Origin of the sequence: Mesobacillus foraminis, assembly GCF_004340465.1 — a bacterium.
Lineage (GTDB): Bacteria > Bacillota > Bacilli > Bacillales > Cytobacillaceae > Mesobacillus_B > Mesobacillus_B foraminis.
In genome coordinates this window covers 1-12229 of sequence record NZ_SLVV01000011.1, presented here as the reverse complement: position 1 = coordinate 12229, position 12229 = coordinate 1, and the positions used below count along the sequence as shown (strand labels likewise).

At 45.0% G+C, this 12229-nt stretch carries 11 protein-coding genes; 5 read left to right on the top strand and 6 right to left on the bottom strand.

The window, feature by feature from the left end:
• Window positions 1-169: 169 nt before the first annotated feature.
• Window positions 170-1426 (bottom strand): murein hydrolase activator EnvC family protein, encoded by a 1257-nt coding sequence (locus tag EV146_RS19500; protein WP_132009801.1) that lies wholly within the window; start codon window positions 1424-1426, stop codon window positions 170-172.
• A gap of 170 nt (window positions 1427-1596) precedes the next feature.
• Window positions 1597-1956, bottom strand: coding sequence for a YbaN family protein (locus EV146_RS19495; protein ID WP_277873235.1), 360 nt, complete (start codon window positions 1954-1956; stop codon window positions 1597-1599).
• Between the two features lie 307 nt (window positions 1957-2263).
• Between EV146_RS19495 and EV146_RS19490 the strand changes: the two genes are divergently transcribed.
• Window positions 2264-3388 carry an ABC transporter ATP-binding protein gene (locus EV146_RS19490; RefSeq protein ID WP_132009795.1) on the top strand — a complete coding sequence of 375 codons (1125 nt, stop codon included), beginning with the start codon at window positions 2264-2266 and terminating at the stop codon, window positions 3386-3388.
• Complete coding sequence (locus tag EV146_RS19485; protein WP_132009792.1) at window positions 3388-4968, top strand: ABC transporter permease/substrate-binding protein; 1581 nt, start codon at window positions 3388-3390, stop codon at window positions 4966-4968. Before EV146_RS19490 ends, EV146_RS19485 begins: the two co-directional genes overlap by 1 nt.
• A 553-nt stretch (window positions 4969-5521) precedes the next feature.
• Here EV146_RS19485 and EV146_RS19480 read toward each other — a convergent pair.
• Window positions 5522-6139: a GntR family transcriptional regulator gene (locus EV146_RS19480; RefSeq protein WP_132009789.1), complete on the bottom strand. Its 618-nt coding sequence runs from the start codon at window positions 6137-6139 to the stop codon at window positions 5522-5524.
• A 357-nt stretch (window positions 6140-6496) separates the two neighbouring features.
• Between EV146_RS19480 and speD the strand changes: the two genes are divergently transcribed.
• A complete protein-coding gene (gene speD / locus EV146_RS19475) occupies window positions 6497-6880 on the top strand; it encodes an adenosylmethionine decarboxylase (RefSeq protein ID WP_132009786.1) in 384 nt (127 codons plus the stop codon).
• A gap of 166 nt (window positions 6881-7046) precedes the next feature.
• Here the strand turns inward: speD and EV146_RS19470 are convergent, their stop codons facing one another.
• A complete protein-coding gene (locus EV146_RS19470) occupies window positions 7047-7610 on the bottom strand; it encodes a tyrosine-type recombinase/integrase (RefSeq protein ID WP_121610120.1) in 564 nt (187 codons plus the stop codon).
• A 164-nt stretch (window positions 7611-7774) separates the two neighbouring features.
• Here EV146_RS19470 and proC point away from each other — a divergent pair, with 164 nt between their 5' ends.
• Window positions 7775-8581, top strand: coding sequence for a pyrroline-5-carboxylate reductase (gene proC / locus EV146_RS19465; protein ID WP_132009783.1), 807 nt, complete (start codon window positions 7775-7777; stop codon window positions 8579-8581).
• 103 nt (window positions 8582-8684) lie between these two features.
• Here the strand turns inward: proC and EV146_RS19460 are convergent, their stop codons facing one another.
• Window positions 8685-9962: a hemolysin family protein gene (locus tag EV146_RS19460; protein WP_132009780.1), complete on the bottom strand. Its 1278-nt coding sequence runs from the start codon at window positions 9960-9962 to the stop codon at window positions 8685-8687.
• A 227-nt stretch (window positions 9963-10189) separates the two neighbouring features.
• On the opposite strand from EV146_RS19460, the gene EV146_RS27170 reads away from it, so the two are divergent.
• Complete coding sequence (locus tag EV146_RS27170; RefSeq protein ID WP_158287148.1) at window positions 10190-10351, top strand: hypothetical protein; 162 nt, start codon at window positions 10190-10192, stop codon at window positions 10349-10351.
• A 253-nt stretch (window positions 10352-10604) separates the two neighbouring features.
• On the opposite strand, the gene EV146_RS19455 is transcribed toward EV146_RS27170, so the two are convergent.
• Window positions 10605-11954 carry a M20/M25/M40 family metallo-hydrolase gene (locus EV146_RS19455; protein WP_241993977.1) on the bottom strand — a complete coding sequence of 450 codons (1350 nt, stop codon included), beginning with the start codon at window positions 11952-11954 and terminating at the stop codon, window positions 10605-10607.
• Between the last annotated feature and the right edge of the window lie 275 nt (window positions 11955-12229).

Sequence of the window (12229 nt, the reverse complement as noted above, 5' to 3'; positions counted from 1 at the left end):
TTCATTATAGAGAACGATCTGCTAAAATAAAAATACCACCTCCCTTTGTCTGTGTCAATGTAACGTGGATAAATATTTAGAACTTTCAATCGACAAAATCCACCATTAGATTTCGACTAGAATATCCCAATTAAAAAACCTAGAGAATATTATTCTCCAGGCATAACTCTTAGATATTCAAATACCCCCTTGGATCCACACTATTACTCTTCGTGATATTCCACAATCCTTCATGAATCTCAAAGTGCAGATGCTTGCCGAAGCTGTGGCCGGTGTTGCCCATGTAGCCGAGCAGCTGCCCCTGTTGAACTTGCTGTCCGCTTTTAACAACGCGGTTTTCAAGATGGGCGTAGACGGTGGTGTAAGTTTCGCCGCCCAGCTGGTGGGTGACGAACACACAGTTCCCGTAGGTGCTGGAATAATAGGACCGGATGACGGTTCCGCTTGCTGCGGCTACGACTTTGGTGTCAGCGGTTTTGTCGGCGATGTCGATTCCTGCGTGGAGGGTGCCCCAGCGCTGGCCGTACTCTGATGTAACACTCCCTGTTGTCGGTTTGATGAAGAGCTCGGCTTCTTCTTTATCTTGGGAAGGTGTTTGCTTATTTTCTGGCTCTACCTTTGGCTCCTGCTCTTCCTTCTTCTTTGGATTTTTCCTTTCTTCGATTTCTTTCAGAATGGCTTTTTCCTGCGCCTCGATGAGTTCCTGAACCTCGGATATATCAAGCAGGTCCGCTTCCACTTCCTGCTGGTCTGCTTTTAGGGAGGCCATTGCCTCGTTCTTTTCCGCCACCTTAGCCTGCTGCTCTTTTTTTAAAGCTTCCAGTTTGGCTTGGTTTTGTTTAAGGGCAGCCAGTTTTTTCTGCAGTTCCTTTTCTTTGCTGGCTTTCTCCTGCTGGTCGCGGTAATGGACCTCCAGCATTCTTTTGTCTGCATCGAGAATGGCAGTGGTAGCTTTGGCAGCATCGATAAAATCTCCAAAGTCTTCCACTCCAAGAAGGACATCCACATAGGAAATCCCTCTCCCTTGCTTTTGCAGGGTTCGAAGGCGTTCCTTAATCACTATTTCCCGCTTAGCAATGATTTTACCTGCATCATCAATTTGAACTTTCAGCTCTGTTATTTCATTATTAATAGTCTTCATTTGTGGCTGAAGGCTCCTGATGTCTTCATTGACCTTCGCAGCTTCTTCGTCCAGCTTCCTGATTTCGTCCCTGATCTTCTGCTGCTGCTTATCCAGGGTGGTCTTTAGCTTTTCTTTATCTTTCATTTCTTTTTCATATTTTAATTGGTCTTTGCGCACTTCTTCCAAAAAGTCTTCAATGGTCGGCTTCTGCTTGTCTGCCTCTGCTGCTGCAGCCTGGGGCAGGACGCCGATTGTGACAGCCGCCAGTGTTATTAAAGAGAAATACCGAATTCCTTTCACCATCTGTCCCCCAAACCCGCACTCATTTTAAAAAAGGCTTAAGAGCCCTTACCGATGTATTCTAGCTGGAGCAGCCGTATTCCTTCTCTTTGAATATATGCTTGGCAAATTAGGAATATTTGCCTACATGCATAAAAAGACAGCAAGTCCGAAATGTTCAGTCCTTGCTGTCTTCAACCTCGCTGTTTTTGTTTGACCGTTTTAATTTTCGCTGCGAAATAATAATACTTGTAAATCACAATCACTAATAGTATTAGCCGTACTGCGAGAATGTCAACGGTGAAGAAAGCAATCGCAATCATGGCATCCGCAAACAGATTAAGGGTAATCTTTTGCCTTAAGGTCATGGCCCGTTCCCGGAGAAAGCCTTCGAGATGCTTTTTATAAATGCTGGTCCCTTTAAACCAGACTTCGAAGCGCTCCGATCCTTTTACAAAAAAGAATGAAGCCAGAAGCAATAAAGGAGTGGTTGGCAGGACCGGCAGCAGGATGCCTACGATTCCCAGGCCTAAAAATAAGAATCCGGCAGCTATATATAGAAGCTTAATAACTTTTTTTATAATGGGTGCCTCCTTGAATGCAGGTATTACAATTCTATTATAACATTTCTCGTTCGCTGCCTAAGACTTTCTTCATAAGGTAAGCAAGCGACTTATTTAGCAAAGCTAGGATTAAATATGTAGTTTAATGGGTATAAACCTCTTATCCATAGAAATCCGGCTGATTTGTTTTCCTTTTTTATACAGCCGGAAGTTATTTCTCACAACAAACAACTTATATGTTATAATAGGGTTGTTACTTTTTAACTAGAGAGATACAGAGACTAACAGGAGGTATGGAATGATTACGTTTGAAAATATTACAAAAAAATATAACCGCAAGACAGTGATCGATGACTTCAGCCTCAATATTGAAGCTGGACAGCTGGTTGTTTTTATCGGGCCGAGCGGCTGCGGGAAAACGACTTTGCTGAAAATGATTAACAGGCTGATTCACCCGTCATCCGGTAAAATCTTTGTTGATGGCAAGGATATTTCGAAAATTGACCCGATTGAATTGCGCCGGAATATTGGCTATGTGATTCAAAACACCGGTCTCTTCCCGCATATGTCGATAAAAGAAAATCTTGAACTTATTCCGAAGCTTAAGGGCGAAGATCCCGAGGCAATCGAAAAGAAAACCGTTGAACTGCTTGAGCTTGTTGGCTTAAACCCTGAGGAATACATGCACCGCTTCCCCAAGGAATTAAGCGGCGGACAGCAGCAGAGAGTTGGGGTAGCACGCGCCTTCTCTACTAACTCCGATATCATCCTGATGGATGAACCCTTCAGCGCACTAGATCCCGTTACCAGAAGTTCCCTCCAGGAAGAACTTTTCAATATGCAGAAGGAATTGAATAAAACCATCATTTTTGTTACCCACGATATGGACGAGGCGTATAAAATCGCCGATAAAATCTGCCTCTTAAAAGACGGAAATATCCTGCAATACGATACACCCGAAAACATTCTTAAGAACCCGGCTTCCGAGTTTGTTGAGAGCTTTATCGGAAAGCGCCGTGTCTGGAATAACCCTGAGGTGCTGAAGGCGGCCGATATCATGATTTCCAATCCTGTCAAAGTGACGCCAAAACGGAATGTCCTGCAGGCGATTGAAATCATGAAGGAAAACAAGGTCGACAGCCTGATGGTGACCGACCGCCAGAGCACACTTCTCGGTCTTGTTACCCTGAAAAACATCAAGCTTCAGGAGCGGACTTCCCTGATTGATGATGTGATGGAGCAAAATGTTTTCGCCGTTTCCGAGGACGATAACCTGATAGAAGTTCTTAAAATCATGAATGAACATAAAATTGGCTATTTGCCAGTGGTGAACAGTGGAAATAAGTTGACTGGATTGATTACCCGCAGCAGCATCCTGTCTGCCTTAAGCAGTCAGCTGCTTGATTTGGAGGTGGCATTTTAATGGGTGAATTTTTAAATTATCTTAAAGGAAATTATGCTCAGATTCTGGATTTACTTGGACAGCACCTGTACTTGAGTGTTGTTTCCGTACTGATTGCCATTGTCGTCGGGGTGCCGCTTGGCATTCTCGTTTCTAAAAATAAACAACTGTCGAAACCAATTATCGGGACAGCGAACGTTGTTCAGGCAGTACCAAGTTTGGCCCTGCTCGGTTTCCTGATTCCTTTTATAGGGATTGGCAGTACACCGGCCATTGTCATGGTTGTGCTCTACTCCCTCTTGCCAATTGTGAAGAATACGTACACTGGCTTGACCAATATTGAACCAGACATCTTGGAAGCTGCCAAGGGGATTGGATTGACGAAAAGTCAGACCATGCGGAAGATCCAGCTGCCGCTTGCATTCCCGATCATCATGGCAGGTGTCAGAATATCCGCCGTAACAGCTGTCGGCTTGATGACGATTGCGGCATTCGTCGGTGCCGGCGGTCTTGGATATCTTGTATTTTCTGGAGTTTCTACCGTTGATAACAATATGATTCTTGCCGGCGCGATCCCTGCTTGTATTCTTGCGCTTTTGATCGATTTTATTGTTGGACGTCTGGAGTCGAAAATTTCTTATACGAATCGTCAAGGAAAATCGGGTGCCCCTGCGAAAGGTAGCTCTAAAGCCAAGAAGGTAATCGTTACGGCTACCGCAGCAGTCTTAATTTTAGGTATCGGAATGGCTTATGTTTATCCGATGGTCAATGCCAAGGATAAAATTACGATCGGGTCGAAGAACTTCAGCGAGGCGGTTGTATTAGGTCATGTATTGGCCGACTTGATTGAAGATAAAACAGATTTGCAAGTGGAAAGAAAACTGAACCTAGGCGGAACACAGGTAGTCTTTGGCGCCTTGAACAAAGGCGATGTTGATATGTACGTAGAGTATACCGGAACGGGTCTCGTCAATATTTTAAAGAAAGAAGCCATGAACGACCCTGATCAAGTATATGATATTGTCCAAAAAGAATTCAGCAGCAAATATAATATTAAGACATTAAAGCCGCTTGGATTCAACAACACGTATACATTGGCTGTCAGACAGGATACTGCCGATAAATACGGATTGGAGACTTTCTCCGATCTTGCGAAGGTAAGCAATGAATTGAAGCTTGGCGCGACGATTGAATTTACCAACCGTCAGGACGGCATGAAAGGTCTGGCCGATGCTTATAATATGGAATTCGCCGGTACAAAAGCGGTTGATGGCGGATTGAGATATACTGCACTAACCAGCGGGGAAACAGATGTCATCGATGCTTTCTCAACAGACGGCTTGCTTGAGGAATTCAAGCTCAAAGTACTGGAAGATGACAAGGGCTTCTTCCCGCCATACTATGCGGTGCCATTTGTAAGAGAAGATACTTTAAAAGAATATCCAGAGCTCGAAGGTGTCATTAACCAGCTTGCCGGCAAGCTGACCGAAGAAAAAATGCGCGAGCTTAACTATAAAGTCGACAGCCTGAAGGAATCACCTGAAAAGGTAGCAAAAGAATTCCTGGTTGAAGAAGGCTTGATTGGAGGCAAGGTGGAGTAATTCCGCCTTGTTTTTTTATTAGGGTGAAGTGTGAGCAAGGTTCGTATAGTAGTTTTTTTGGGAGTGTTGTCTTATTGGGTTGGCGAAATGAGCCGGTGGTTTCCAGGTTTATTGGCTGCGCCTCCCATATGGACTCATGACCTTTGCGCCTGGTCCCAAACTCGTCGCTGTAATGAGGGGCAGAATCCACCTTGTGCATCCTCGGTTCAGCTGTTGATTTTTAGTTTAAAAATAGTCACTTTTTACAGGTTTTTAGATAGATTAGCCCCGTTTTACTCTCACTTGGTCATATTCCAGCTGTTAACATCCGATATCTAGACAAATTCCTCTTCTTACAGCCTATTTCCCACGTTAAACACCGGGTCCCCCAAATTTATGCATCGATAAAATTAATTTATAGATTGATTCCCTGCTTTTATGGATTGATTATTTTTACTTATGCATCGATTATTTTGATTTATTGAAAAAACGGTGTCCAAATCGTGACAAAGGGGCCCATTACAGCAACCTGCCAATGCGCCCCGCGTTACTATAATCTCGCCCGTCCCCCGAATTACTCCTTCAAAAAATTCATTACCCGGTCATAAGTCTTTTCATCCCCGATGATGAGCAAAACGTCGCCTTCCTGGATAGTGGCATATGGACCAGGCGAGAGCACGATGTCCCCCTGCCTTTTAATGCCGGCAACGGTTCCCCCAGTATTTTGCCAAAACTTTACCTCAGAGACCGTCTTGCCTATATGGCTGCACCCGGCATTGATTTCGACTTCAATTGGGGTTAGCGGGTTCGTATGGCGCAGCTTTCCGGAATAATCGATGATCTTATCGATGGTTTGATTCAATTCATCGTCCAGCCTCTTCCTTTCCTGCAGAAGGCTGTTCACCTGTTTTTCCAGGTCCTTGATGCTGGCAAGGCTGGAAAAGCGGTTGATGTATTTGAACGCATTCTCCCTAGAGGAGATGACCACTCCGCTGCCCTTGGTCGATTTCACAATTTCTACATCTTCCAATATCTTGACCGCTTTTCGCACCGTTTCCGGAGATACGTTATACTCACTGGCCAGTGTGGAGCGGCCATGAATCTTTTCCCCGATCTTAAACTTTCCATTATAAATCCTGTTTGCAATATCAATCGCGATTTGTTCATAGATAGGCATTTTCGTCCGCTGCATTCATCTTCATTCCTTTTGGGGTTTTCATTCGCTAAAGCACCGACGCGTGCCTGACCCCCGTTTTCGCGGTAAAGCACTGATGCGTGCCTGACCCTTAGTGCTTTTATTTTATCAATTGTTTGTTTTATTTCATACAGTATTCACCAGTAAATACCTTCCAAAAACATTTCGGCACAATAGCCGCTGCATTGGCGCGGAATTCCATTACACTCACAAATGTTTCTCCACGATTATTCCCCCGCTTCCATTGTCCTCAACTTGCCGACGGATCCGGCTATAAGCACTTGCCTAAAATACATAGACATTGGGTATTGTAAACAAAGAACAAGAAATGGTGCGGAATGAAAGGGGACAGCCATGACCTATGAAACAATAGGAAACCATATTTTAGCCGATTTCTGGGGAGTGGATTTTGATAAGCTTAACGACATAGAGTTCTTGAAAAAGGAGATGGCAGCTGCCGCTGAAGCCAGCGGGGCAAAGATCGTTGCCATTCAAGGAAAAGCCTTTGAACCAATCGGAGCTACGGTACTGATCCTTTTATCCGAAAGCCATTTGTCAATCCACACTTATCCGGAAAAAGGCTATGCGGCTGTAGATGGATTTACATGCGGCGAGAAGGTCGCTCCTGAGAAGGCCATCAGCCATTTAATGGGTGTTCTTGACCCTGAAAAGGCCTTTATGAAAAAGGTTGTACGCGGAACCGGAGAACTGGAAATCACGCCATTGAATATGGAGTAAAAAACCATCGCAAGCTGGGACCTGCGATGGCTTTTATCCATACTATTGATTTAAGATCATTTTTACCTTTCAAGTGTCATTCCCGCCGGATTCCCGAAGTCCAACCTTCTTCCCTGCATGTCACTTAAAGATTATCTGCTACTATACTCCGGTCCATCCCTTCCCCCTAAAGGTTCACATCCACCTTAACCAGATGCTTATCGTTCCGATCAATCCCCAAATAGCGGAGGGTTTCAGTTGGGGTGGTGTGGTTATAGATTGATTTTAGGATGGAGATGGCGATTCCTTTCCGGTAGGCATGGTATCCAAAGGTTTTTCGAAGGGTATGTGTGCCGATCTTACCGGTCACCCCCACCTCCATCGCCGCGTTGTGGATAATGCGGTAGGCTTGCTGCCTAGTAATGGGCTGGTCATTCTTTTTTGACTTGAAGAGGTAATCACAGCCCTTGAAATCTGTCTGCATAAAATAGTTGTTTAATTCGGTCCTTACACTTTTATTCAGATAAAAAGCCTTCACTTCATCATGCTTGGTGTCGTTTATATATAAAAACTCCTTAAAGTCTGTTCCATCCCATACATCTTCGACTTTAAGCGAAAGCAGGTCACTCACCCGGATCCCGGTGTTGATTCCCAGGACAAAGAGCAGCAGGTCCCGCTGCGACTGCTTCCTTAACAGCTTTTTCATTTCCATTATTTTATCGATATCTTTAATGGGATCCACGTACTCCACGTAAATTGCCCCCTATTTATTCATGCTAAGTACGATACTATCACACCGCATTTGCTGATACAACAGCTCCCTGTCTAAAAAAGGACTGCAAGCACTTTTTCGTTTTTTCTGCCCCTCGTGATACACTGTTTAAGGAGAAAATGAAGTAAAGAGAGGATTTTAAGATGAATCGAAAAATTGGTTTTATCGGTTGCGGCAGCATGGCAAAAGCGATGATTGGCGGCATTGTCAAATCGGGAATTGCCAGTCCTGAACAGATTTATGCTTCCAATCGCAGCAGGCCGAGCCTCGATGAAATGAACCAGATTTATGGAATTCACGTTACGCAGGACAATCTTGTGGTTGCAAGGGAATGCGAGATCGTCTTTTTAGCTGTAAAGCCTGACTTATATTCACAAGTTATTGACCAGATAAAGGATGAAGTTCAAGAAAATGCGATTCTCATTATGATTGCAGCCGGGCAGACGATCCAGCAAAATGAAGCCCGTTTTGGCCGGAAAGTAAAGCTTGCGAGAACCATGCCGAATACCCCGGTGCTTGTGAGAGAAGGAATGACGGCTGTAGCCTGTAATGAACAGATTACAGAGGAAGATAAAAGAGAGATTCAAGCCGTTCTCGAGAGTTTCGGGAAGGCTGAGTTTGTGGATGAATCATTGATGGATGTGGTTAGCGGGGTCAGCGGCGCTTCTCCCGCCTATGCCTATATGTTCATTGAGGCTCTTGCGGACGGGGCTGTTTTGCAGGGCATGCCAAGGAAGCAGGCCTATTCTTTTGCCTCACAGGCTGTTTTGGGCGCCGCCAAAATGGTACTTGAGACAGGGATTCACCCTGGCGAACTGAAAGATCAGGTTTGCTCGCCTGGAGGGGCAACCATTGAAGCGGTGGCGAGCCTGGAGGAAAGCGGCCTTCGCTCGGCGGTCATAAAAGCAGTTGCAGCCTGTGTGGAAAAGTCAAAAGGGATGAGTGTTTAGGGAATTCCAAAACCAGATGTATAAAATCCCCTTAAGCGGGAACCCTAGTAATGTATTCCCCCTTTTGTTGAAAAAGCATCTGCCCAGGGCAGATGCTCTTTTTTTATTCTTCGCCCACATTTTCTTCAAGTGGCCTGAAAATCTCTACTTTAATTTTTCGGATTCTATGGTTATCTACTTCCTGGACTATGATATTCAGGTTTTCATATTCGAAACCTTCCCCTTCTGCAGGGACTCGTTCCAGGCTTTCAAAAATCCATCCGCCAAGGGTGTGGTAGCCAGTTTCCGGAAGCGGCACACTGAATAGTTCGGCAAAATCGTCCAGCGGGTACTGAGCATCAAATTCGTAAAGCGTGTCACTCAGCTTGGTCATGATATTGATCTTCTCATCATGTTCATCCCAAATTTCTCCTACCAGCTCTTCAAGAATGTCTTCAAGTGTAATCAGCCCGGAGGTTCCGCCAAACTCATCGACAACAATGGCCATATGGCTTTTCGTCCTCTGCAGTTCAGGCAGGAGAGCAGCAATCTTCATCGATTTCACGACAAACATCGGCTTACGCAGCAGCTTTTCGATATTGACTTCGTTATGCTGTACAAGCTCCGCGAAAAATTCCCGCTCTGATAAAAGTCCGATAATATTATCTATATTGTCCTTGTAGACAGGAATGCGGGAGAACCGCTCTGTCAGGAAGATTTGTTTAATTTCTTCGATTGGCTGGTCAATGTCAATCGTAATCATGTCCATTCGATGTGTGAGCACTTCCCCGATTAATATCTCATTAAATTCAAGGGAGCGATGGACAAGCTCTTTCTCATTTTTATTAATGACGCCTTCTTCTTCACTGATATCCACCATGACCTTAATTTCCTCTTCCGTCACCGAGGGAACCACTTCATTATTTTTTGAGAAGGTCCTCGAAACAAATGACTTCAGTTTACTGAAAAGATAATTGATCGGGGTCAGAAGCCGAATCAGGAAAAGCAGGACGCCCGAAATTCTCAGGGAATAGCTTTCCGCATTCTCTTTGGCAATGGACTTTGGAAGAATTTCTCCAAAAATCAAGATCAGTATTGTCATCCCAAACGTACTGATGATCAGCCCGCTGCTTGCGCCAAAGATATCGGTTGCCACCTTGGAGGAGATACTCGCCGCGGCAATGTTCACGATATTGTTCCCTACCAATATAGTAGATAATGCGTCGTCGAAATTTTCAGAAATGAATAAGGCCTTTTTACTGCCTGCTCGATTCTCACTGACGTAATTTCTTAGCCTGATCTTGTTCACACTTGAGAAAGCCGTTTCTGCCGATGAGAAAAAAGCAGATAAAAGAATTAAAAATCCTAAAAAAATAAACCAACCTATGGGCACTTCAGCCAAAAAAATTCACACTCCGAAATAATATATTTTTACACTATTAATTTTACCGACTGCATCAGGATAAATCAAATTACAACGTGCCTTTTTGCCAAATAAGGCTTTTTTTGGCGAATAAGTGGGGGGCCATCTTAAAAACAAAGTATTAATTATAGGTTCAGCTTGTTCTTCCCGGTTCTGTTTTTTTCCTTATAAAAAGATCATACTACTAAAAGAAAGGAGGAATCGCAGTGACAGACGAGAAAAACTCCCAGCAAAAACAAAACACGTCTTCTCAAAAACAGTATAAAGAAGAAATGAGCATGGAAATGCTTGCTGAACGCGCTCTGGCTGAAACCCTTCGGGAAGGCGGCGCGTTTGCCCGGCAGAATGATGAGCGTTTTAAACAATAAAGCTGATGATCCGATAACTCACCAGAATTGGTGGGTTTTCGTATGTAGAAAAGGGTATCTCCTCTTTTGCGCCGGCATTCTCCATTCGTACGGCCCCTGGCAGATCAAGGGGTTCCATCTTATATTAATTAGTCCATGAGCTGTGTCCTATTGACCCCCTGTACCATGATCCTCTCTCCAATGGATTCCTTTGGTTAATTTTCCCCCAGATATAGAAAAGGTGAAGCCGGCCCCCAGCTTCACTTTTTGCAAGTTACTTCCTGACTACACTGTAAACAGCGGCGCCGACGAGGTCTCCTACTTCTTTTAAACGTTCTGCACTTACATGCTCAATGGTATCAAGCGGAGTATGATAGTAAGGCTCAAGGGCGGCTGTGCCTGGTTCGCGGCGAATGAAGTTTACCGCCGGAATCCCTGCATCGTAGAAGGAAACATGATCAGAGGCTCCCCGCTGATAAACGATCAGCTCTGACGGAGTTCCAATCCGTTCGGCAGCGGCCTGTGCAGCTTCTGTCACAATATTAGCCTTGCCGTCAAGGGTGTTCATGTAAATGGCTGTGGCGTTCTCCCAAGACGTCCCGACCATGTCCATGTTAAAGTTTGCGATGCTGCGCCCTATTTCCTCTTCACTCAGCTGGCTGACATAATGCTGCGAGCCAACCAGTCCAATTTCTTCGGCCCCGACAAAGACGAATCGCAGCTCTTTATCAATTGGATAGCTCTTAAGAACACGGGCCAGTTCAAGGGCAACTGCGGTTCCTGAAGCATTGTCACTTGCACCTTTCGCAAAAGGTACACTGTCAAAGTGGGCGGAAACATGTACGATTTCATGGTCTTTGCCCTTTTGCGGCTTCCTTGTCGCAACGATGTTCTGCGATTTTGCATTTGCAATCCGTTTTACATTGAGGGTAATGGTTTTGTTTTGGGCCACAATATCCTTCAGCAATACTTCGCCACTTTCCTTTGTAATCCCGCCGACCGGAATCGCCACTTCCCCGCCGCCAAGGGATGGATTCAGCGGACCTGGCTGGTCTACATTGTTATAGATCAACACTCCAATCGCACCCGCTGCAAGTGCGTTATCCACCTTCTGCTTAAATGCCAGGCCTTCCCCGCGGGAAATCAGGGCAATCTTGCCTGCAGCCTCCGCGGTGAAATCGGCTTCCCTTCCAAACCCGCCATCGAACACCTGGGCAGTGATGCCGGCAGCTGGTGTATCCCCCGAACCGGCAGGGATGTTCACCAATACCTCCTGCTGGTCGCTCGTATGTAAATCGCCCACCATTTTATCCGGAATGCTGAATTCCTGTGTTTCTACTTTATATCCGTAAGAAGCCAGCACTTGTTTAATGTATTCCGCTGCCTGCTGCTCTTCCTCTGTTCCAGTCACACGCGGGCCAATCGTTTCTGTGAGATGATAAACATCCTGATACATCCGCTCCGCATTGATCCGGGCAATTACCTTTTGGTCAAAAGCCTTGCTGCTTGGGTTCACCTCAGTCTGGGCAGCATCCACTGACTGGCCTGGCAGCGGAGCCGGAGCAAAATAAAGGCCTGATGTTACAAGAATGGTAGAAAACAAAACAGCACTTCGTTTTTTCAAAACAAATACCTCCCTGTTTTTTATTCCTGAACAGGACGTATTCGCTTTCATTTTAGGCAAATCCTTTTCTATAAAATAAAACAGTTCTATCATCCTATTAATTGATGACAGCGAAAGTTGCTTCCGGGTCTAAAGCAGCAGCCCTTTTGCACACAGCAAAAAAGCGGCAGCGGCCGCTTCCAGGCTGTCGAGAAACTCTCGACAGCCTTTATTTTTAATCTTTTACTTTAACTATTCACCGCGTTAATTTGATATAATATAAGTACTACTAACTT